Origin of the sequence: Streptomyces sp. NPDC052225 (assembly GCF_040679615.1) — a bacterium.
GTDB lineage: Bacteria > Actinomycetota > Actinomycetes > Streptomycetales > Streptomycetaceae > Streptomyces.
Genome location: NZ_JBFAVD010000024.1, coordinates 24,630 through 46,275, shown reverse-complemented (window position 1 = coordinate 46,275; position 21,646 = coordinate 24,630). Strand labels below are relative to the sequence as shown.

Genomic DNA, 21,646 nt, shown 5'->3' with positions numbered 1-21,646 from the left:
TTGGTCGGGGGCCCGGGACGCGATGGACTGACGTCGTCAGCAAGAACCGGATCGGGAAACCGCCGGGAAACCGGAAAAGGGAGTTCAGTCATGCCGATCGTCACCATCCAGCAGGGTCCCCGCGACGTCGAGCTCAAGCGCGACCTGGTCAAGCGGGTCACCGACGCCTTCGTCGACGCGTACAAGATTCCCGCCGAGACCGTCCAGGTCTGGATCCACGAGGTCCCGACCGACAGCTGGGGCGCCGCCGGGAAGCTGACCGCCGACAAGGCCGCAGGCAAGTAGGACGCCGGGACGGGCGGGGACGCGACAAGAGGCTTACGGAAGCAGCCCCGCCCGCCGCGCCGACGCCACCGCCTCACCGCGCGTGTGCGCGCCCAGCTTCCGCATCGCCGAGCGGAGGTAGCCCTTCACGGTCTCGGGGCGCAGCCCGAGCCGCTCGGCCGCCGCCGCGTTCGTCGCGCCGCCCGCCACGCAGGCGAGCACGTCCACCTCGCGCGGCGCGAGCACCACCGCCGCCTCCTGCTCCACCGGCGTCGCGGCTGACGCCAACTTTCCGCAGACGGCGAGGAGTTCGGCCCGCAGCGCCGGGTCGACGATCCGTGGCGCGAGCGCCCGCAGTGCCCCGTGCGCCTCCCGGACCTCCTCCCACGCGCCGGTGCCTTCCGCCACCGGCGCGGCCGCCGCGGCGAGCAGCGCCTGCGCCTCGTCCCGCACGAGCAGCGCCTGCTCCACGTCGCGCGCCGCGGCCATCGCCGCGCTCAGCGTCCGGTCGCCGAGCGGCTGGGCCGAGCGCAGGGCCCCGTAGAGGACACCGCGCACCCGGCGGCGTACGACGACGGGGACCGCGAGGACCGAGCGCAGCCCCTCGGCCGCGACGGCGAAGTCGTACTCGTGGCTGATGTGGCGCGAGTCGTGGTAGTCGGTGACCGCGCACGCCCGGGCGAGGGTCAGCGCCTTGCCGCCCAGGCCGTTGCCCGCGGTGACGACGAGGCCGCGCAGCGCGTGCGTCGCGGCGCCGCTCAGCTCGGCGAGCCGCACCTGACCTGCCACTCCGGCCCGTCCGGCGCTCGCGGTGAGCCCGCCGAACGCCACCGGCAGGCCCGTGCCCCGGCGCAGTCGCACCAGCGCCGCGCGCATCTCGACCGCTTCCACCGCCTGTGCGGACACCTTCCATCACCTCGCCGAGCTTCGTTCACCCCCGTTCGGGGGTGGTGAGACCTGCGCCACGGACTACACGATGTCAGACACGGTCCGCAACGACGCGAACAAGAAGGACTCCGGGAGCGCACATGACGACGGCGAACGGCCCCACGCAGCAGTTCCGCACCGCCCGCGACTTCCTGTTGCAGCATGCGGAGGACTACGAGACGGCGTACGAGGGCTTCGCCTGGCCCCGGCCCGACCGGTTCAACTGGGCCCTCGACTGGTTCGACGTCATCGCCGAGGGCAACGAGAAGACCGCCCTGCACATCGTGGAGGAGGACGGCGGCGAAGCGCGGTTCTCCTTCGACACGCTGCGCCGCCGCTCCGACCAGGTCGCGAACTGGCTGGCCGCGCACGGCGTGCGGGCCGGCGACCGGGTGCTCCTGATGCTGGGCAACCAGGTCGAGCTGTGGGAGACCATGCTCGCCGCGATGAAGCTGCGCGCCGTCGTCATCCCGGCGACCCCGCTGCTCGGCCCCGCCGACCTCACCGACCGCGTCGAGCGCGGCCGCGCCCGGCACGTCGTCGTACGCCCCGAGGACGTCGCCAAGTTCGGCGAGGTGCCGGGGGAGTACACCCGCATCGTCGTCGGGTCCGGCGGCGCACCCGAGGAGGGCTGGCTCGCGTACGAGGATTCGCAGGCGGCCGACGAGACCTTCGCGCCCACCGGGGAGACCCTCGCCGACGACGCGCTGCTGCTCTACTTCACGTCCGGCACGACGGCCCGCCCCAAGCTCGTCGAGCACACCCATGTGTCGTACCCCGTCGGGCACTTGGCGACGATGTACTGGATCGGTCTTCGCCCCGGCGACGTCCATCTGAACATCTCCTCGCCCGGCTGGGCCAAGCACGCCTGGTCGAACTTCTTCGCGCCGTGGAACGCCGAGGCGACCGTCTTCCTCTACAACTACACGCGCTTCGACGCGGGCCGACTGATGGACGCCATGGACCGCGCGGGGGTGACCTCCTTCTGCGCGCCGCCGACCGTGTGGCGCATGCTCATCCAGGCCGACCTCACCCAACTCCGCACACCGCCCAGGGCAGTCGTGGCCGCGGGCGAGCCGCTCAACCCGGAGGTCATCGAGCAGGTCAAGCGGGCCTGGGGCGTCACCATCCGCGACGGGTTCGGGCAGACCGAGACGGCCGTGCAGGTCTCCAACAGCCCCGGTCAGCCGCTCAAGACCGGTTCCATGGGGCGGCCGAGCCCCGGCTTCAAGGTCGAGCTCCTCGACCCCGTCACGGGCCGGCCGGGCGCGGACGAAGGGGAGATCAGCCTCGACCTGTCCGCGCACCCCGTCGGCCTGATGGTCGGCTACCACGGCGATCCGGAGCGCACCGCCGAGGCGATGGCGGGCGGCTTCTACCGCACCGGCGACATCGGCGCACGGGACGCCGACGGCTACCTGACCTACGTGGGCCGCGCCGACGACGTCTTCAAGGCGTCCGACTACAAGATCAGCCCCTTCGAGCTGGAGAGCGCGCTGCTCGAGCACGAGGCCGTCGCCGAGGCGGCGGTGGTGCCCGCCCCCGACGAGCTGCGGCTCGCCGTCCCCAAGGCGTACGTCGTGCTCGCAGAAGGGTACGAACCCGGCCCGGACACCGCCAAGTTGCTCTTCGAGCACTCCCGCGCGGTCCTTGCCCCGTACAAGCGGCTGCGCCGCATCGAGTTCGGCGAGCTGCCCAAGACCGTCTCCGGGAAGATCCGCCGCATCGAGCTGCGCGAGGCGACCGCGCGCGGCTCCGTCGCCGAGTACCGCGAGGAGGACTTCCGGTGACCGCCCTCCCCGCCGCACTCTCGTATGCCCACGGCACCAGCGAGGTGCCGCTCCTCGGCGACACCATCGGCGGCAACCTCCAGCGGGCCGTCGACGCGTGGCCCGACCGCGAGGCGCTCGTCGACGTACCGAGCGGGCGCCGCTGGACCTATGCCCAATTCGGCGCGGACGTCGACGAGTTGGCGCGCGCACTGCTCGCGCGCGGCGTCACGAAGGGCGACCGGGTCGGCATCTGGGCGGTCAACTGCCCCGAGTGGGTCCTCGTCCAGTACGCGACCGCGCGCATCGGCGCGATCATGGTGAACATCAACCCGGCGTACCGGGCCCACGAGTTGGCGTACGTGCTGAAGCAGTCAGGTGTCTCGGTGCTGATCGCGTCGACCGGGCACAAGGGTACGGACTATCGGGAGCTGGTCCGTCAGGTCGCCCCCGAATGCCCCCAGTTGCGTGAGCGCGTCTTCATCGGCGAGGCGAGCTGGGAGGCGCTCGTCGCGGCCGCGGCTGCGGTTCCGTACGAGCAACTGGCAGCCGTGCAGGCCGAGTTGTCGTGCGACGACGCGGTCAACATCCAGTACACCTCCGGCACCACCGGCTTCCCGAAGGGGGCCACGCTCTCCCACCACAACATCCTCAACAACGGCTACTGGGTGGGCGAGACGGTCGGCTACACCGAGCAGGACCGGGTGTGCATACCGGTGCCCTTCTACCACTGCTTCGGGATGGTCATGGGGAATCTGGGCGCCACGTCCCATGGCGCCTGCATGGTCATCCCGGCCCCGTCCTTCGACCCCGCCGCCACGCTGCGCGCCGTGCAGCAGGAGCGGTGCACGTCGCTGTACGGCGTACCGACCATGTTCATAGCCGAGTTGAACCTGCCGGACTTCGCCTCGTACGACCTCGGCAGCCTGCGCACCGGCATCATGGCGGGCTCCCCGTGCCCCGTCGAGGTCATGAAGCGGGTCGTCGCCGAGATGAACATGGCCGAGGTGAGCATCTGTTACGGGATGACCGAGACCTCGCCCGTCTCCCTCCAGACCCGCCGCGACGACGACCTGGAGCGGCGCACCGGCACCGTCGGCCGCGTCCTGCCGCACATCGAGGTCAAGGTGATCGACCCGGCCACCGGCGTCACGCTGCCGCGCGGCGAGCCCGGCGAACTGTGCACCCGCGGCTACAGCGTGATGCTCGGCTACTGGGCGGAGCCCGAGAAGACCGCCGAGGTCATCGACGCCGGACGGTGGATGCACACCGGCGACCTGGCGGTGCTGCGCGAGGACGGCTACGCGCAGATCGTCGGCCGGATCAAGGACATGATCATCCGCGGTGGCGAGAACATCTACCCGCGCGAGGTCGAGGAGTTCCTGTACGGGCATCCGAAGATCGCCGACGTCCAGGTCGTCGGGGTGCCGCACGAGACGTACGGCGAAGAGGTCCTCGCCTGCGTCATCCTGCGGGACCCGGCGGACACGCTCGGCCTCGACGAGTTGCGCGCGTACTGCCGCGACCGGCTCGCGCACTACAAAATCCCCAGCAGGTTGCGCATCCTCGAGTCGTTTCCGATGACCGTGAGCGGGAAGGTCCGGAAGGTGGAACTCCGCGAAGGATACGGGGAGTTGTAGGACGTGAACGGGAGCGGGCGCTACAGCTCCCGTCGCATGCAGACCCTGGCCCACCGGTCGAGGCCGTGCTCCGCCTCCGCCGCGCGAATGCGGCGCAGGCCCGGCGTGATCTCGGCCTCGGTGAGCCGGTGGAAGCCGAGGCGCTCGTAGTACGGGGCGTTCCACGGCACGTCGGTGAAGGTGGTCAGGGTGAGAGCGGCCAGGTCCTGGTCGCGCGCGCAGTCGGCGGCGCACGCGACCAGGGCCCGGCCCACCCCGCGCCGCGCGGCGTCCGGATGCACCGTGACCTGCTCGATGTGGAAGGCGCCTTCGACGACCTCGCCGACCAGGTAGGCGGCGACCGTGCCGTCGTCCTCGACCGCGACCCAGGCGTGGCCCGCGCGCCGGTAGCGCTCCAGCTCGGCGGTGGTGAACGGCGCGTCGTCGGCGATCGCGTCCATCCCGACCGTACGGAAGATCTCCCCGGCGGCGGTCTCGATGTCCTGGAGGCGGGGGAAGTCGGCGGGTTCGGCGAGGCGGAACTTCATCCGGCCAGTATCACCGCCCGGCCTGTCGGTCACGCCCCGCTCGCGATCAGTTCGTCCGCCGGGCTGTTCACCGGCTGGGGCACCCCCGCGAGGTCGAGGACGAACAGGGGGATGCCCAGTTCGTCCGCGCGGGTGCGGGCCGTGTCCAGGTAGCCGGCCAGGGAGAAGTAGACGCAGGCCGCGGACTCCGTCATCGCCTGGAGCCACAGGCACTCCACGTCGCGCACCGTCGCGGGCCGCACCGACGGCTCGACCTGGGCGATCACGCCGCGGGCCGCGAGGCCGATGCCGGACGGCGGGCGCTGGTCGGCGCGGCGCACCTCCAGATAGCCGAGCCAGCGCAGATACAGCGCGGCGGCGGTCACCGCGTCGCGCGCGGTGCGGATCGCCACCGGCTGGAAGGCGGGGCGGGGCGTGGCCGCCGTGCGCGGCAGAGGTATGTGCGCGGGCGCGGGGAGCTGGTCGCCCTGGACCGGGACGCGCAGCACGGTGCCGCAGTCGCAACCCAGCTCGGGGCGCGGCCAGCGGTCGCGGCGGCCGCACATCGGGCAGCGCAGGGTGACCCAGTCGTCGGCCCAGGTGCGGTCGCTGACCGGCTCGGCGGCGGCGCCGCGCAGCAGCGGGGGAGCGACCGGCGCCCCGCACGCGCAGGGCAGGACCGGGGCGACGTACACATGCTCGCGCGTGCAGGCCGGGCACCGTACGCGGACCGGCTCGGCCATGGTCCACCCCCCTCCGTGGCGCGCGTTCCGGATCGACGTCGGTCTCATCATCCACCTTGACGGCCTCTGAGGAGCCCCTCTACATTGCTTCCATATAGCAGAACCTAGTTTCCGCATCATGGAATAACAAAGTTCGACCGCGGAGACCAGGACGCCATAGACCAGGACGGAATTCAGAGCTCGCCGCGGGGCGCGACGGGAGCGCGAATCCGACAGCCGGACAAGTAGCAGTCAGTCACAGCAGAAGTCGGGAGCACTCATGGCTCGAATGACCGCCGCCCGCGCGGCCGTTGAGATCCTCAAGCGCGAAGGCGTCAGCAACGCGTTCGGCGTGCCCGGTGCCGCCATCAACCCCTTCTACAAGGAGCTCAAGGAGAGCGGTGGCATCGACCACACGCTCGCCCGCCACGTCGAGGGCGCCTCGCACATGGCCGAGGGCTACACCCGCGCCAACCCGGGCAACATCGGCGTCTGCATCGGTACGTCGGGCCCGGCCGGCACCGACATGATCACCGGCCTCTACTCCGCGATCGGGGACTCCATCCCGATCCTGTGCATCACGGGTCAGGCCCCGAGCCACCTGCTGCACAAGGAGGACTTCCAGGCCGTCGACATCGCCACGATCGCCAAGCCGGTCGCCAAGATGGCCGTGACGGTCCTGGAGGCCGCGCAGGTCCCCGGCGTCTTCCAGCAGGCCTTCCACCTGATGCGCTCGGGCCGTCCCGGTCCCGTCCTCATCGACCTGCCCATCGACGTCCAGCAGACCGAGATCGAGTTCGACCCGGACACGTACGAGCCGCTGCCGGTCTACAAGCCGGCCGCGACCCGCGCGCAGATCGAGAAGGCGATCCGCCTCCTCGTCGCGTCCGAGCGCCCGCTGATCGTCGCGGGCGGCGGCATCATCAACGCGGACGCGAGCGACCTGCTCGTCGAGTTCGCCGAGATCACCCACACCCCTGTCGTTCCCACCCTGATGGGCTGGGGCACGATCCCCGACGACCACGAGCTGAACGCGGGCATGGTCGGCCAGCAGACCGGCCACCGCTACGGCAACGCCACGTTCCTGGAGTCGGACTTCGTCCTCGGCATCGGCAACCGCTGGGCCAACCGGCACACCGGCTACAAGCTCGACGTCTACCGCGGCGAGCGCACCTTCGTGCACGTCGACATCGAGCCGACCCAGATCGGCAAGATCTTCGCGCCGGACTACGGGATCACGTCCGACGCCAAGGCCGCGCTCGAACTCTTCGTCGAGGTCGCGCGCGAGCTCAAGGCCGCGGGCGAACTCCCCGACCGCAGCGCCTGGGTCGCCTCGCACCTCGAGCGCAAGGAGACCCTCCTGCGCCGTACGCACTTCGACGACATCCCCATGAAGCCGCAGCGCGTCTACGAGGAGATGAACAAGGCGTTCGGCAAGGACACGCGCTACGTGACGACCATCGGTCTGTCGCAGATCGCGGGCGCCCAGATGCTGCACGTCTACAAGCCGCGCCACTGGATCAACTGCGGCCAGGCGGGCCCGCTCGGCTGGACGATCCCGGCCGCGCTCGGCGTCGCCAAGGCCGACCCGGACACCCAGGTCGTCGCCCTCTCCGGTGACTACGACTTCCAGTTCATGATCGAAGAGCTGGCGGTCGGCGCGCAGCACCGCATCCCGTACGTCCATGTCCTGGTGAACAACGCCTACTTGGGCCTGATCCGCCAGGCCCAGATCGGCCTGGACATCAACTTCCAGGTCAACCTGGAGTTCGAGAACCAGAACAGCCCCGAGCTCGGCGTCTACGGCGTCGACCACGTCAAGGTCGCCGAGGGCCTGGGCTGCAAGGCGATCCGGGTCACCGACCCGAACGAGCTGGGCGAGGCCCTGGAGCGCGCCAAGAAGCTCGCCCAGGACCACCGCGTCCCGGTCGTCGTCGAGGCGATCCTGGAGCGCATCACGAACATCTCGATGAGCCCCACGGCCGACATCAGCGCGGTCAAGGAGTTCGAGGAGATCGCGACGGAGCCGGGGCACGCGCCCACGTCGATCCGGCCGCTGAAGGTCTGACAGCCCGGACCCCACACCGAAGGGGCGGGCCACCGGTGCACCGGTGGCCCGCCCCTTCGGTGTGCACGGGGGTTGTCAGTGCCACGCTCCACAATGCGGCCCATGCCGATACGAGTTGACATGAGCCTGGAGTGGCAGCTGCGGGAAGTGCGCAAGAGCATTTCCGACGAGGGGGTGGACGCCGCGGTGTCCGCTGTCGTCGCTCATATGCACGGTGGGCGCGGTAGAAGGCGTCGCGGTGGCAAGGAGATGGTCCGCCTGCTGTCCGCGGCGCGTGAGGTCGCGGCCCGCGCGGACGAGTGGGCGGTGGCCAGGCAGCTTCACGACTCCATCGAATATGCCGAGGGCCGCATCCTCAGACCGGAGTTCGAGGAGCGCTACCGGCTCTTCCAGGACGGCGCGCGTGATGAGACCAGCCGAGAGTTCCTCGCGAACACGGTGTGGGCCACACATCGCTGGATGGTGTCCGCCGCCCAGAAGTATCTGGCTGACCATCCCGATGCCGCCGCGACCGACCTCGTCGATCACTTCCGGGCCCAGGGCGAGGACTCCCGGTTCCTGCGGGCTCCGGAGGATCGCCCTGGGCGTTACGTGATACCGAGGGGCATGGCGGAGACCGCGCTCTGGCTGGAGCGCGTTCTGCGCGGCAACCGCATCGACATCGAGGACCCGGCCCAGGCGGCCAGGGAGATCGTCACCTCACCGGAGGCGCTGGCGCTGCTGGCAGCGGACGACAAGGGGCGTCTGCTGCTGCGCGCCGCCGAACTGCGGCAGCGTTCCGCTGATGTGGCCGCGTTGCGGCGGGTGGTCGAAGACCCCGGTGCATCGGAGCACGACCTGCAGAAGGCCGTGCAGGGCCAGCCGTGGATCTTCGGTGGGCGGTACGTGGGCGAAGCCGCGCAGAGGCGGCTGGTGCCGGGCGACGAGGTGGACATACCGCTGCTCCGTGCGGACGGCTCCTTGCACATCGTCGAGCTGAAGCGTGCGATGAGCTTGAGGAAGCCGCTGGTCAAGCGGTACCGGAACGCTTGGGTGCCGACGGCTGAGGTGCATGACGCGGTGGGCCAGGCAGTGAACTACCTCGTCGGCCTGGACGAGAACCGGGAGCGCATCCGTGAGGAGTTCGGCATCGAGACGCGCAGGGCCGGCGCCATCGTCCTGATCGGACATCCGTGGCTGCAACCCGATGTGCCGGAGGTGGAGATCAGTGAGGCCCTGCGTACGTTCAACACCCATGTCGCCCGCGTCGAAGTGCTGACCTACAAGGAACTGCTGGACAACGCCGAGCGCTCCCTCGCCGGCTGAGCGAACAAAAGAGCGCCGAGTTCGGGACCGTCCGAACTCGGCGCTCTGCATGGGAAGTTGTTGCCGTCCGACGGCGCGCGACTGGCGGAACATGCATGCGCGCCACCGGACGGAGTCCGTGTGGCTGGGACCGCGGCGGCGGGGCGACGGATCTCGGGGTCGTACTGCCTCAGGTCGACAGCGATCCCGGAACCTTCACCACCGCACTGGCTCGCACCTGCCGCCGCGGTCCTCGTCCTCCCGCAGCCACCGGCAGACCACCCCTCATCCGGGTCGTGCCAGTGGTGCGGGCTTGCGTGTACGGAGCTGACCTCCCGTCAATCCCCGTACACGGTCTGTGTAGTTACTGGGGTCAGTCCTCGCGCAGGGCGCGGACCGCTTCCTCGACGCGCTTGCCGTAGTCCGGGTCGGCGGCGTGGAAGTGGGCGAGGTTCTTCTCCACGATGTCGTCGCGCGAGACCTGGGAGAGGCCGCCCGCGATGTTCGCGACCAGGCGTCCCTTCTCGTCCTCGGACATCAGGCGGTACAGCTCGCCCGCCTGGAAGAAGTCGTCGTCCTTGGTGTGGGCCGGCGCCTCGTGCGTCCCCGTGTAGCCGGAGACCGCGAGCGGCGCGGCGAGCGCGCGGCCGGTCTCGGCGGGGCCGTCGTAGGAGTTCGGCTCGTAGTTCTTGCGGGCGCGGTCGTAGGCGTTGGTCGCCATCAGGCCGTCGCGGCCGTAGTTGTTCGCGGTGGTCGCCTTCGGCGCGTTCACCGGGAGCTGGGTGTGGTTGACGCCCAGGCGGTAGCGCTGCGCGTCGGCGTACGCGAACAGGCGGCCCTGGAGCATCTTGTCCGGCGAAGGACCGATGCCGGGAACGAAGTTGTTCGGGGAGAACGCGGCCTGCTCGACCTCGGCGAAGACGTTGTCCGGGTTGCGGTCGAGGACCAGGCGGCCCACGCGCTGCAACGGGTAGTCCTTGTGCGGCCACACCTTGGTGAGGTCGAACGGGTTGAAGCGGTACTCGGCCGCCTCGGCCGCCGGCATGATCTGCACGTACAGCGTCCAGGACGGGTTCACACCGCGCTCGATGGCCTGGAGCAGGTCCGTCTGGTGCGAGTTGGCGTCCTTGCCGGCCAGCTCGGCGCCCTGCTCGGCGGAGAGGCAGCGGATGCCCTGGTTCGTCTTGAAGTGGTACTTCACGAAGAAGGCTTCGCCCTGCTCGTTCGTCCACTGGTAGGTGTGCGAGCCGTAGCCGTTCATGTGGCGGTACGACGCGGGGATGCCGCGGTCGCCCATCAGCCAGGTGATCTGGTGCGTGGCCTCGGGGGCGTGCGCCCAGAAGTCCCAGACGTTCTCCGGCTCCTGCTTGCCCGTGAACGGGTCGCGCTTCTGGGAGTGGATGAAGTCGGGGAACTTCAGCGGGTCCTTGATGAAGAAGACCGGGGTGTTGTTGCCGACGAGGTCGTAGTTGCCCTCTTCGGTGTAGAACTTCACCGCGAAACCGCGCGGGTCACGGACGGCGTCCGCGCCACCGAGGTTGTCGGCCACGGTCGAGAAGCGCAGGAAGAGCTCGGTGCGCTTGCCGATCGTGGAGAGGAAGTCGGCGTACGTGTAGTCGGTGACGTCGTCCGTCACCTCGAAGTAGCCGTACGCGCCGGAGCCGCGGGCGTGCACCACGCGCTCCGGGATCCGCTCGCGGTTGAAGCGGGCGAGCTTCTCCAGAAGGTGCTGGTCCTGGAGGAGGAGCGGGCCGCCCGAACCGGCGGTGGCGGAGTTCTGGTTGTCGGCGACAGGGGCGCCGGACTCGGTCGTGAGCACACGCTTCGGCATTATTCGAGGCGACCTTCCGTGCAGTGGCTGCTGACGATGGGGGCAACTCAGAGGCAGTGCTGTGGAGCGTAAGGACCCCTGAACTGCTACGTCAACAGTTTGTTGAAGTTGTCGGAGTCGGAATGAGGTTCCGGGCCGCGGCGGCGCCTGGGCGCGACAGGACAGGTGTCAGCGCCGCCGCGGCCCGGAAGTCTGGGGGCCGCTTACGCGACCTGGTTGCCCGAGAGGCGCTCGACGGAGCGCAGCAGGGCCGAGTGGTCGAGGCCGCCGTCGCCCTGGGCGCGCAGCGAGGCGACGAGCTGGGCGACCACGCCGCCGACGGGCAGGGCCGCGCCGACGTTGCGGGCGGCGTCGGTGACGATGCCCATGTCCTTGTGGTGCAGGTCGATCCGGAAGCCCGGCTTGAAGTCGCGGTTGAGGAAGTTGTCCTTCTTGCGCGTCAGGACGGTCGAGCCGGCGAGGCCGCCGTTGAGGACGTCCAGGGCCGCCTTCAGGTCGACGCCCGACTTCTCCAGGAAGACCACGGCCTCGGCGCACGCCTGGATGTTCACGGCGACGATCAGCTGGTTGGCGGCCTTCACGGTCTGACCCGAGCCGTGCGGACCGCACAGCACGATGGTCTTGCCGAGCGCCTCCAGGAGCGGCTTGGCCTCGTCGAAGTCGGCCTGCTCACCGCCGACCATGATGGACAGGACGGCCTCGATGGCGCCGGCCTCGCCGCCGGAGACGGGGGCGTCGATGACGCGGATGCCCTTCTCCTTGGCGTTCTTCGCCAGGTCGACCGAGGTCTGCGGGGTGATCGACGACATGTCGACGATCAGCGCACCGGCCTTCGCGTTCTCCAGGATGCCCTCGGGACCGTACGCGATGGCCTCGACCTGCGGCGACGCGGGGACCATCGTGACGACGACATCGGCGTCGCGCACGGCCTCGGCGATCGACTTCGCGGCGGTGCCGCCGGCCGCGGCGAGGCGGTCCAGCTTGTCCTGCTCCAGGGTGAAGCCCGTGACGTCGTAACCGGCCTTGATCAGGTTCTCCGACATGGGCGAGCCCATGATGCCGAGACCGATCCACGCGACCTTGGGAAGGTTGTTGCTCATGAGGGTGACTCCAAAAGCGTTGGTACGGCGATGAGTTGAGGGACCGGTGCCGGCTCAGGCGGCGCGGTGCTCGTGGGGCAGCCAGCCGAAGGACTCGGCGCTCGGCGCGTCGCCCGGCTTGTACTCCAGGCCCACGTAGCCCTCGTAACCGGCCTTCTTCAGCTGGTCGAGCAGCTCCTCGAGCGGCAGCGATCCGGTGCCCGGCGCGCCGCGGCCCGGGTTGTCGGCGATCTGCACGTGCGCCGTCTTGTCGGCGTAGGCGCTGATGACCTGCGGGAGGTCCTCGCCGTTCATCGACAGGTGGTACAGGTCCATCAGGAACTTGGCGTTGCCGAGGCCGGTCGCCGCGTTCACCTTGTCCACGATCTCGATCGCCTTGGGGGCGCTCACGATCGGGCACTTCGGCGACTCGGGCTTGTTCAGGGCCTCGATGAGCAGCACGGCGCCGACACGGTCGGCCGCGCGGGCCGCCAGCACCAGGTTCTCCAGGGCGAGTTCGTCCTGCTCCTGTTCCGAGGCGCCGTCGACGCGGTTGCCGTAGAGCGCGTTGAGCGCCGTGCAGCCGAGGGACTGTGCGAAGTCGGCCGCGACGTCGAGGTTCGCGCGGAACTTCTCGCTCTCCTCGCCCGGGATCGACAGGGCGCCCCGGTCCGGGCCCGGCAGCTGACCCGCGTAGAAGTTCAGGCCGGTCAGCTGGACGCCCGCGTCCTTGATCGCGTCACGCAGGGCGTCGAGCTCGGACTGCTCGGGTACGGGGGCGTCGACCCAGGGCCACCACAGCTCGACCGCGGTGAAGCCCGCCGCGGCCGCGGCCGCGGGGCGCTCCAGGAGCGGGAGTTCCGTGAAGAGGATCGACAGGTTGACGTTGAAGCGCTGGTCTGCGAATCCCATCGGGGTCGGCGCTCCCTTCGGGTTTGAAGTGGTCGAGCTTCCGTATTGCGGAAGTTCGTTTCTGCGTGATGGAAGATTGCATGCGATCCGGGGGAGCTGTCAAGAGGGGCTGCCGGAAAAGCGCCGATCGGCATTAGGTTGAGCGCGTGCGATTGAGAGTGGAGTTCACGACCGAGCCCTTCGATCTGGACGAGGCGCCGCCGCACGCGGTGGTCGCCCGCGACGTCATCCAGGGCGCCGACCTGGACGCGGTGGACGTCGGACCCTTCGGCAACACCGCCGAGGGCGAGGCCGACGGCGTGCTCACGGCGGTCGACGCGCTGCTGCGCAAGGCGCTCGCGGCCGGGGCGACCCGGGTCTCGCTTCAGGTGAACGTGCTCGCGGACGAGTCCGGGGAGGGCGATAAGTGACCGGGACCGTCGGCGACGCCGCCGACCCCTTCGTCAGAGCGGTCAAGCCGCTGGTCGACGCCATGGGCGGCGAGATGCTGGCGCCGCAGGAGGCGGGCCAGGACGACGTCGTGCTGAGCTGGGAGGGCGCCGACGTGATAGCCGTCCGGCTGCCCCAGCTGGCCGACTCGCTCGATCACATCCTGGCGGCCATGGAGCGCAAGGAGGGCAAGCCCCTCGCCGAGCTCGACCGCAGGGAGAAGCAGGAGGTCGTCCGCGTCCTGGAGGCGCGCGGCGCGTTCTCCGTGCGGCACGGCGTCGAGACCGTGGCCGGCGCCCTCGGGGTTTCGCGCTTCACGGTCTACAACTACCTGAATCGTGAGAAGGCGCCCTGATCCCGCGCCCCTGACCTGGGCGAACCGTCTCACCCCCGAACCGCCGTCCGTTAACCGGACGGCGGTTTTTGTCACTCCAAGTTTTCAACAAAGTGTTGACGCGGTGTTTCGGAGGGCGTTAGCTATCCGCAGCCCGTCCAGCACAAGGCCACGGAGGAACCCCGTGACTTCAGGTACGACACCGGGCCTGACCCGGTTCAACACCTCGGACGAGAGCGCGGCCGCGGCCGAGCTCCACGAGGTGTGTGCTTCATCGGCGTGGGGGAGCAAGATCCTCGCCCAGCGCCCCTTCGCCACCAGCGAGTCCCTCTTCGAGGCCAGTGACGCCGCGATGGCCGAGCTGACCGCCGACGACCTCGCCGAGGCGATGGCGGGGCACCCGCCGATCGGCCGCCCGAAGCCCGGCGACCCGACCTCGTCGCGCGAACAGCGCGGCATGGCGGGGGCCTCCGAGGAGCTCAAGGCACAGATGCTCGAACTCAACCTGGCCTACCAGGAGCGGTTCGGACATGTCTTCCTCATCTGCGCCACCGGCGCCACCGCCGAACAGATGCTCGCGGCGCTCAAGGACCGGATCGGCAACACGCCCGACCAGGAGCGGGAGATCGTCCGCGCCGAACTGGGCAAGATCAACCGTATCCGTCTGACCCGCCTCGCAGAGCACGTAGAAGAAGGGGACAACGCCTGATGAGCACCGCGACCACGGCGTCGGTGTCCACGCACATCCTGGACACCAGCATCGGACGCCCCGCCGAGGGCGTCGCCATCTCCCTTGCGGCGCGCGCCGGTTCGGGTGCCGCATGGGTCGCGCTCCGTGGCTCGGCCACCGACGCGGACGGGCGCTGCAAGGACCTGCCGGCGCTGCCGGAGGGAACCACTCACGTCCGCCTCGACTTCGAGACGGAAGCGTATTTCGACAAGAAGCAAGCCGATGCGCAGCAGGACGCCCCCGCGAATCGGGACAGCGTCACGACCGGAGCGTTCTTCCCGGAGGTGGCGATCACGTTCGCCGTCGTACCGGGCGAGCACTACCACGTGCCGCTGCTGCTCAACCCGTTCGGCTACTCCGTTTACCGAGGGAGCTAGCAGACATGCCCACGATCCTGGGACAGAACCAGTACGGCAAGGCGGAGAACCGCGTTGTCAAGATCACGCGGGACGGCGACACCCACCACATCAAGGACCTGAACGTCTCGGTCGCGCTCAGCGGTGACCTCGACGACGTCCACCTCACCGGGTCGAACGCCAACTGCCTGCCGACCGACACCACCAAGAACACCTGCTTCGCCTTCGCCAAGGAACACGGCATCGAGTCGGCCGAGCAGTACGGCATCGCGCTCGCCCGGCACTTCGTCGACAGCCAGCCGTCCATCCACCGGGCGCGCATCCGCATCGAGGAGTACTCCTGGGAGCGGATCGCCGGATCCGACGCGGGCTCCAACTTCATCGGCGCCGACGAGGTCAAGCACTCCTTCGTCCGCAAGGGCCAGGAGACCCGGCTCGCGCAGATCACGTACGACGGCGAGAAGTTCGAAGTCCTCACCGGGCTCAAGGACCTGACCGTGATGAACACCACGAACTCCGAGTTCTGGGGCTTCATCAAGGACAAGTACACGACGCTTCAGGAGGACTACGACCGCATCCTCGCCACGTCGCTGTCCACCTGGTGGCGGCACAGCTGGACCGGCGAGGACGACGCGCGCACCCCGCAGTGGAACAAGTCGTACGAGCAGTCGAAGAAGCACATCCTCCAGGCGTTCGTGGAGACGTACTCGCTGTCGCTCCAGCAGACCCTGTTCCAGATGGGCTCGCGCGTCATCAACAACCGCAGCGAGATCGACGAGATCCGCTTCTCCGCGCCGAACAAGCACCACTTCCGCCAGGACCTGTCGGCGTTCGGTCTGGAGAACGAGGCGAAGGACGGTGCCGTGTACTGGGCCGCCGACCGCCCCTACGGCCTGATCGAGGCCACCATCCTGCGGGACGGCGCCGAGCAGCGCATCCCGGTCGACATGACCAACCTCTGACAGACCAACCTCTGACACTCCTTGTCATGTCTGTGTGAGTAACAGCTGTGTGAGTAACAGCCTTGTGAGGCGTGCCCCCGTCCACCCGCAGTCGGCGGGGGCACCTCCTCCGGAGGGAAGAACATGGCAACGCCTGCAAAGGGGCCGGCTGAAGGCCCGTGTTCCACCTCACCGGTGAGCACCGCGACGGTGCACCCGGTGGACGAAAAGCTCCATGCCTCGCGGCTCGTCCCCGCCGCGCTCCAGCACATCGCCGCCATGTACGCCGGCGTCGTCACCCCTCCGCTCATCATCGGCCAGGCCGTCCGCCTCGACACCGCGGGCCAGACCCGGCTGATCGCCGCCTCGCTGCTCATCGCGGGGGTGGCGACCCTGCTCCAGACGCTCGGCGTCAAGGGCTTCGTCGGCAACCGGCTGCCCTTCGTCAACGCCGCGTCCTCCGCGGGCATCGCACCGATGCTCGCCATCGCCGAGACCAACGCACGCGGCGACCAACTCCCCGCCATCTACGGGGCCGTCATGGTCGCGGGCATCTTCTGTCTCGCCATCGGCCCGTTCTTCGGGCGGCTGTTGAGGTTCTTCCCGCCGCTCGTCACCGGCGTCGTCATCACCCTCATCGGCGTGACCCTGATGCCCGTGCCCGTCGGCTGGGCGCAGGGCGGCGACAAGACGGCCGCCGACTACGGCGACATGCGCTACCTCGCGCTGGCCGGCTTCACCCTCGTCGTCATCCTCCTGATGCAGCGCTTCGGCCGCGGCTTCGTCAAGCAAGTCGCCCTGCTGTTCGGCCTGTTGATCGGCACACTCGCCGCGATCCCGTTCGGCATGGCCGACTTCTCCTCGCTGAAGTCCGCGCCCGTCGCCGCGCTCCCGACGCCGTTCGCCTTCGGCGCGCCGGAGTTCCAGCCCGCCGCGATCATCTCGCTCTGCCTCGTCATGCTCGTCCTGATGACCGAGTCGAGCGCCGGGATGCTCGCCATCGGCGAGATCTGCGAGCGCGACTGCGACGGGAGGACCATCACGCGCGGACTGCGCACCGACGGCATCGCCACCTTCCTCGGTCCCGTCTTCGGCGGCTTCCCGACCTCGGCCTTCGCGCAGAACGTGGGCGTCGTCTCGCTCACCAAGGTGCGCAGCCGCTACGTCGTCGCCGTCGCCGGCGCCACCCTGATCGTCCTCGGCGCCTTCCCGGTGCTCGGCGCGGTCGTCTCCATGGTGCCGATGCCGGTCCTCGGCGGTGCGGGCATCGTCCTGTTCGGCTCCATCGCCGTGAGCGGCATCCGTACGCTCTCCGAGGCCGGACTCGACGACAGCTCCAACATCATCCTGGTCGCCGTCTCGCTCGGCGCGGGCATCATCCCGCTCGCCGCGCCCACCTTCTACGCCGACTTCCCGGCCTGGGCGCAGACCGTGCTCGGCTCCGGCATCAGCGCCGGCGCACTCGTCGCCGTATCGCTGAACCTGTTCTTCCACCATCTCGGCACCCGCAGCAGCGCCAGCGCGGCTGCGGCACTCAAATCCTCCTAGGGTCCTGCCGTGCCCAATCGCCACTCACGAAATGAAGGAAGCACCATGGCACCTTCTACGGCTAGCTCCACCGCTTCTTCGGCAGACCGCATCGTCATCGAGAACGTCGCCATCGCGACGGTCGACGCACAGGACACCGAGTACGCCTCGGGGTACATCGTCGTCACCGGCAACAAGATCGAGTCCATCGGCGCGGGCAAGGCCCCCGAGGGCCTGGAGAACGTCGTGCGCCGCATCGACGGCACAGGACACCTCGCCACGCCCGGCCTGGTCAACACGCACCACCACTTCTACCAGTGGATCACCCGTGGCCTCGCCACGGACCACAACCTGTTCAACTGGCTGGTGGCGCTGTACCCGACGTGGGCGCGCATCGACGAGCAGATGACGTACGCGGCCGCGCAGGGCTCCCTCGCGATGATGGCCCGCGGTGGCGTGACCACCGCCATGGACCACCACTACGTCTTCCCCAAGGGCTCGGGCGACCTCTCCGGGTCGATCATCCGCGCCGCCTCCGAGATGGGCGTGCGCTTCACCCTGGCCCGCGGCTCCATGGACCGCAGCGAGAAGGACGGCGGCCTGCCGCCGGACTTCGCCGTCGAGACCCTCGAAGGCGCCCTCGCGGCGACCGAGGAGACGGTGAACAAGCACCACGACTCCTCCTTCGACGCGATGACGCAGGTCGCCGTCGCGCCGTGCTCCCCCTTCTCCGTCTCCACCGAACTCCTCAAGCAGGGTGCCGAGTTGGCGCGCCGGCTCGGCGTACGGCTGCACACCCACGGCAGCGAGACGGTCGAGGAGGAGAAGTTCTGCCACGAGCTGTTCGGCATGGGCCCGACCGACTACTTCGAGTCGACGGGCTGGCTCGGCGAGGACGTGTGGATGGCGCACAGCGTCCACATGAACGACTCCGACATCGCCGCGTTCGGCCGCACGAAGACGGGTGTGGCGCACTGCCCGTCCTCGAACGCCCGCCTCGCCGCGGGAATCGCCCGCGTTCCCGACATGCTCGCCGCCGGTGTGCCGGTCGGCCTCGGCGTCGACGGCACCGCCTCCAACGAGTCGGGCGAACTCCACACCGAACTGCGCAACGCGCTCCTCATCAACCGCCTCGGCGCCCACCGCGAGGCCGCCCTGAACGCCCGTCAGGCGCTGCGCCTGGGGACGTACGGAGGCGCCCAAGTCCTCGGCCGGGCAAGCCAGATCGGCTCGCTCGAAGCCGGGAAGCTCGCCGACCTGGTCCTGTGGAAGCTGGACACCCTGGCCCACTCGTCCATCGCCGACCCGGTGACCGCGCTCGTCTTCGGCGCGGCCGCACCGGTCACCCTCTCCCTCGTCAACGGCAAGCCGGTGGTGGAGAACAGCCGCCTCCTGCACGTCGACGAGGACGCCATCGCCCGCTCCACGCGGGACGAGGCACAGCGCCTCGCGCGGATCGCCGCGCAGGACTGATTCCCGAAATCTCCGGTCAGGGGGGACGGCCCCTGACCGGGGACTCGAGCTGCCGAGCGGGCAGTTCGAGTGCCGCCCCGGAGCGTGGCCCAAAGCCTCACGTTCCCGGGGCGGTCTGTAGTACCTGAGCACCACCTGGGCGCACAACAACCGAACACCGAGCACCACCGCACCTTGCACCACCTCCCAGAAGCGAAAAGCGCCGGCGACCGTCCGGGGCTGGAAAACAACCGGAGGAGCCGCTGTGGCGACGACGCCCAGGTTCACCAAGCAAGGCACCACCCCCGCGGACCAGGCAGCGGGGCATACCAAACATCCGGTCGACGAGACCCTGCCACCGCTGAAGATGGCGACGACGGGCCTCCAGCACGTCGCGGCGATGTACGCGGGCGTGGTCGCGCCCCCGCTCATCGTCGGCGCCGCGATCGGACTGAGCGCCAAGGAACTGACGTTCCTCACCGGCGCCTGTCTGTTCACGGCCGGTCTCGCGACCTTCCTCCAGACGCTCGGCATCTGGAAGATCGGCGCCCGGCTGCCCTTCGTGAACGGCGTGACGTTCGCGGGCGTCGCCCCGATGCTCGCCGTCGTCGCCTCGACGAAGGACAAGGACGACGCGCTGCCGATCATCTTCGGGGCGGTGATCGTCGCCGGACTGCTCGGCTTCGTCGCCGCACCCTTCTTCTCGAAACTGGTCCGCTTCTTCCCGCCGGTCGTCACCGGTACGGTCATCACGCTGATCGGCGTCTCGCTGCTGCCGGTGGCGTTCGGCTGGGCCCAGGGCCCCAACGCCCAGGCGCCGGACTACGGTTCGATGAAGAACCTCACGCTGGCCGGCATCACGCTCGTCATCGTCCTGGTGATACGCCGCTTCACCACCGGCTTCGTCAAGCAGATCGCCGTGCTGCTCGGCCTGATCGTCGGCACGGTCGTCGCGATCCCGTTCGGCGTCACGGACTTCTCGCCCGTCGGTGACGCGGACATCGTCGGCTTCCCGACGCCGTTCCACTTCGGCGCCCCCCAGTTCGCGGGCGCGGCCATCGTCTCGATGATCGTCGTCATGATCGTCTCGATGACCGAGTCGACCGCCGACATGCTCGCGCTCGGCGAGATCGTCGGCCGCCCCGCCGACGAGAAGACCATCGCGGCCGGGCTGCGCGCCGACACCCTCGGCTCCGCGATCAGCCCGCTCTTCAACGGCTTCATGTGCAGCGCCTTCGCCCAGAACATCGGCCTCGTCGCGATGACGAAGATCCGCAGCCGGTTCGTCGTGGCGGCCGGCGGCGGCTTCCTCGTCCTGATGGGCCTGTGCCCGATGGCGGCCTCGCTGATCGCGGTCGTGCCGCGCCCGGTCCTGGGCGGCGCCGGCGTGGTGCTCTTCGGCTCGGTCGCGGCCAGCGGCATCCAGACCCTGGTCAAGGCGAACCTGGAGAAGGACAACAACGTCCTGATCGTGGCCGTCTCGCTCGCCGTCGGTCTGATCCCCATCGCGGCACCGGAGTTCTACCACGCGTTCCCGGAGCGCGCGAAGATCATCCTCGACTCGGGCATCTCCACCGGGTGTGTGGCCGCGGTCGTCCTGAACCTGCTGTTCAACCACATCGGCCGCACGAAGGAAGCCGACGACGTCACCTCGCCCATGGAATCCGGCGGAGCCATCGCCGAACAGCGGACAGGGTCCGCGGCGGCGGGGGCGCACTGACGGAAACGGGGTGCGCGGCGCGCCGGGTGAAGGCAAGATCGACGGCATGTCCACGCCTTCCCCCGCTCCGCGCGCCCTGCCCGACCCGACCGTGCTGCACCCCATGCCGGGGCAGGAGCGGGTCGTCCTGCTCAAGCCGCTGATCACCTCGGAGCTCATCGAGGTGGGGGAGTTCTCGTACTACGACGATCCCGACGCGGCCACCGAGTTCGAGACCCGCAACGTCCTGTACCACTACGGCCCCGAGAAGCTCCGCATCGGCCGGTTCTGCGCGTTCGGCACGGGGGTCCGGTTCATCATGAACGGCGCCAACCACCGGATGGACGGCGCGTCCACGTTCCCGTTCCCCATCATGGGCGGCGCCTGGGCGGACCACTTCGACCTGATCACGGGGCTGCCGTCGCGGGGCGACACGGTGATCGGCCATGACGTGTGGTTCGGCAACGGGGTCACGGTGATGCCCGGGGTCACGGTCGGGCACGGGGCGGTGGTGGCGACGGGGGCGGTCCTCACGGATGACGTCCCGCCGTACGCGATCGTGGGCGGCAACCCGGCTCGGGTGATCCGGTCCCGGTTCGAGCCGTCCGTCGTGGAGCGGCTTGTCGAACTGGCGTGGTGGGACTGGCCGTTGGAGACGGTCACGGAACATGTGCGGTTGATCATGTCGGGGTCGGTGGAGGCTCTGGAGCGCGTGTCGCCCCGATAGGGGTGCGGGGAGCTGCGCGCTCAGCCACGACGGCGCTGACGCCCCGGGGCTCCGCCCCGGACCCCGCTGCTCAATCGCCGCAGGGGCTTGATCTTGCCCAGCCCCGTCAGGGGCGCGGGAACTGCGCGCTCAGCCACGACGGCGCGGCACCCGCCATCCGAATCTCGACCGGCAACGGCGCTGAGGCTGCGGGGCTCTGCCCCGGACCCCGCTGCTCGATCGCCGCAGGGGCTTGATTTTGTTCAGCCCCGTCAGGGGCGCGGGGAACTGCGCGCTCAGCCACGACGGCGCGGCACCCGCCATCCGAATCTCGACCGGCGACGGCGCTGAGGCCGCGGGGCTCGGCCCCGGATCCCGCTGCTCGATCGCCGCAGGGGCTTGATTTTGTTCAGCCCCGTCAGGGGCGCGGGGAACTGCGCGCTCAGCCACGACGGCGCGGCACCCGCCAT

Annotated in this window: 20 protein-coding genes; 14 read left to right on the top strand and 6 right to left on the bottom strand. The window is 69.6% G+C overall.

What is annotated here, in order from left to right:
• The first annotated feature begins 90 nt into the window (after nucleotides 1-90).
• Nucleotides 91-285 (top strand): 4-oxalocrotonate tautomerase DmpI, encoded by a 195-nt coding sequence (gene dmpI / locus AB0L37_RS29270; protein ID WP_365511788.1) that lies wholly within the window; start codon nucleotides 91-93, stop codon nucleotides 283-285.
• Between the two features lie 33 nt (nucleotides 286-318).
• Here dmpI and AB0L37_RS29265 read toward each other — a convergent pair whose 3' ends face one another.
• On the bottom strand, nucleotides 319-1,170 hold the full coding sequence (locus AB0L37_RS29265; protein WP_365511785.1) for a helix-turn-helix transcriptional regulator: 852 nt from the start codon (nucleotides 1,168-1,170) through the stop codon (nucleotides 319-321).
• Between the two features lie 122 nt (nucleotides 1,171-1,292).
• On the opposite strand from AB0L37_RS29265, the gene AB0L37_RS29260 reads away from it, so the two are divergent.
• Together AB0L37_RS29260 and AB0L37_RS29255 are read left to right on the top strand one after the other, a co-directional pair.
• Nucleotides 1,293-2,981 (top strand): AMP-binding protein, encoded by a 1,689-nt coding sequence (locus AB0L37_RS29260; protein ID WP_365511782.1) that lies wholly within the window; start codon nucleotides 1,293-1,295, stop codon nucleotides 2,979-2,981.
• Nucleotides 2,978-4,600, top strand: coding sequence for an AMP-binding protein (locus AB0L37_RS29255; RefSeq protein ID WP_365511779.1), 1,623 nt, complete (start codon nucleotides 2,978-2,980; stop codon nucleotides 4,598-4,600). Before AB0L37_RS29260 ends, AB0L37_RS29255 begins: the two co-directional genes overlap by 4 nt.
• A gap of 20 nt (nucleotides 4,601-4,620) precedes the next feature.
• On the opposite strand, the gene AB0L37_RS29250 is transcribed toward AB0L37_RS29255, so the two are convergent.
• On the bottom strand, nucleotides 4,621-5,127 hold the full coding sequence (locus AB0L37_RS29250) for a GNAT family N-acetyltransferase (RefSeq protein WP_365511776.1): 507 nt from the start codon (nucleotides 5,125-5,127) through the stop codon (nucleotides 4,621-4,623).
• A 29-nt stretch (nucleotides 5,128-5,156) separates the two neighbouring features.
• Nucleotides 5,157-5,849: a hypothetical protein gene (locus AB0L37_RS29245; protein WP_365511773.1), complete on the bottom strand. Its 693-nt coding sequence runs from the start codon at nucleotides 5,847-5,849 to the stop codon at nucleotides 5,157-5,159.
• A 259-nt stretch (nucleotides 5,850-6,108) separates the two neighbouring features.
• Between AB0L37_RS29245 and gcl the strand changes: the two genes are divergently transcribed.
• Entirely contained in the window at nucleotides 6,109-7,896 is a 1,788-nt protein-coding gene (gcl, locus tag AB0L37_RS29240) for a glyoxylate carboligase (protein ID WP_365511770.1), read from the top strand.
• Between the two features lie 102 nt (nucleotides 7,897-7,998).
• Nucleotides 7,999-9,201, top strand: coding sequence for a Shedu immune nuclease family protein (locus AB0L37_RS29235; RefSeq protein ID WP_365511767.1), 1,203 nt, complete (start codon nucleotides 7,999-8,001; stop codon nucleotides 9,199-9,201).
• A gap of 352 nt (nucleotides 9,202-9,553) precedes the next feature.
• Here AB0L37_RS29235 and AB0L37_RS29230 read toward each other — a convergent pair whose 3' ends face one another.
• The 3 genes from AB0L37_RS29230 to AB0L37_RS29220 all read right to left on the bottom strand — a co-directional run bounded on the left by AB0L37_RS29230 (nucleotide 9,554) and on the right by AB0L37_RS29220 (nucleotide 13,002).
• Nucleotides 9,554-11,011 carry a catalase gene (locus AB0L37_RS29230; RefSeq protein ID WP_365511764.1) on the bottom strand — a complete coding sequence of 486 codons (1,458 nt, stop codon included), beginning with the start codon at nucleotides 11,009-11,011 and terminating at the stop codon, nucleotides 9,554-9,556.
• A 203-nt stretch (nucleotides 11,012-11,214) separates the two neighbouring features.
• Nucleotides 11,215-12,111 carry a 2-hydroxy-3-oxopropionate reductase gene (locus AB0L37_RS29225; protein ID WP_365511761.1) on the bottom strand — a complete coding sequence of 299 codons (897 nt, stop codon included), beginning with the start codon at nucleotides 12,109-12,111 and terminating at the stop codon, nucleotides 11,215-11,217.
• Between the two features lie 54 nt (nucleotides 12,112-12,165).
• On the bottom strand, nucleotides 12,166-13,002 hold the full coding sequence (locus AB0L37_RS29220; protein ID WP_365511758.1) for a TIM barrel protein: 837 nt from the start codon (nucleotides 13,000-13,002) through the stop codon (nucleotides 12,166-12,168).
• Between the two features lie 146 nt (nucleotides 13,003-13,148).
• On the opposite strand from AB0L37_RS29220, the gene AB0L37_RS29215 reads away from it, so the two are divergent.
• The 9 genes from AB0L37_RS29215 (at nucleotide 13,149) to AB0L37_RS29175 (ending at nucleotide 21,197) form a co-directional block, all read left to right on the top strand.
• Nucleotides 13,149-13,412, top strand: a complete 264-nt coding sequence (locus tag AB0L37_RS29215) for a hypothetical protein (RefSeq protein ID WP_365511755.1) — start codon at nucleotides 13,149-13,151, stop codon at nucleotides 13,410-13,412.
• Nucleotides 13,409-13,786 carry a helix-turn-helix domain-containing protein gene (locus tag AB0L37_RS29210; RefSeq protein ID WP_365511752.1) on the top strand — a complete coding sequence of 126 codons (378 nt, stop codon included), beginning with the start codon at nucleotides 13,409-13,411 and terminating at the stop codon, nucleotides 13,784-13,786. The genes AB0L37_RS29215 and AB0L37_RS29210 overlap by 4 nt, the downstream gene beginning before the upstream one ends.
• Nucleotides 13,787-13,949: 163 nt before the next feature.
• Complete coding sequence (uraD, locus tag AB0L37_RS29205) at nucleotides 13,950-14,474, top strand: 2-oxo-4-hydroxy-4-carboxy-5-ureidoimidazoline decarboxylase (protein WP_365511749.1); 525 nt, start codon at nucleotides 13,950-13,952, stop codon at nucleotides 14,472-14,474.
• Nucleotides 14,474-14,872 (top strand): hydroxyisourate hydrolase, encoded by a 399-nt coding sequence (uraH, locus tag AB0L37_RS29200; RefSeq protein WP_365511746.1) that lies wholly within the window; start codon nucleotides 14,474-14,476, stop codon nucleotides 14,870-14,872. The genes uraD and uraH overlap by 1 nt, the downstream gene beginning before the upstream one ends.
• Before the next feature lie 5 nt (nucleotides 14,873-14,877).
• Nucleotides 14,878-15,813 carry a factor-independent urate hydroxylase gene (gene pucL / locus AB0L37_RS29195; protein ID WP_365511743.1) on the top strand — a complete coding sequence of 312 codons (936 nt, stop codon included), beginning with the start codon at nucleotides 14,878-14,880 and terminating at the stop codon, nucleotides 15,811-15,813.
• A gap of 123 nt (nucleotides 15,814-15,936) precedes the next feature.
• Nucleotides 15,937-17,340 carry a nucleobase:cation symporter-2 family protein gene (locus AB0L37_RS29190; RefSeq protein WP_365511740.1) on the top strand — a complete coding sequence of 468 codons (1,404 nt, stop codon included), beginning with the start codon at nucleotides 15,937-15,939 and terminating at the stop codon, nucleotides 17,338-17,340.
• 45 nt (nucleotides 17,341-17,385) lie between these two features.
• Nucleotides 17,386-18,792 (top strand): 8-oxoguanine deaminase, encoded by a 1,407-nt coding sequence (locus AB0L37_RS29185; protein WP_365511738.1) that lies wholly within the window; start codon nucleotides 17,386-17,388, stop codon nucleotides 18,790-18,792.
• A gap of 346 nt (nucleotides 18,793-19,138) precedes the next feature.
• On the top strand, nucleotides 19,139-20,491 hold the full coding sequence (locus AB0L37_RS29180; protein WP_365512020.1) for a nucleobase:cation symporter-2 family protein: 1,353 nt from the start codon (nucleotides 19,139-19,141) through the stop codon (nucleotides 20,489-20,491).
• Nucleotides 20,492-20,537: 46 nt separating this feature from the next.
• Nucleotides 20,538-21,197: a CatB-related O-acetyltransferase gene (locus AB0L37_RS29175; protein WP_365511735.1), complete on the top strand. Its 660-nt coding sequence runs from the start codon at nucleotides 20,538-20,540 to the stop codon at nucleotides 21,195-21,197.
• The last annotated feature ends 449 nt before the right edge of the window (nucleotides 21,198-21,646 follow it).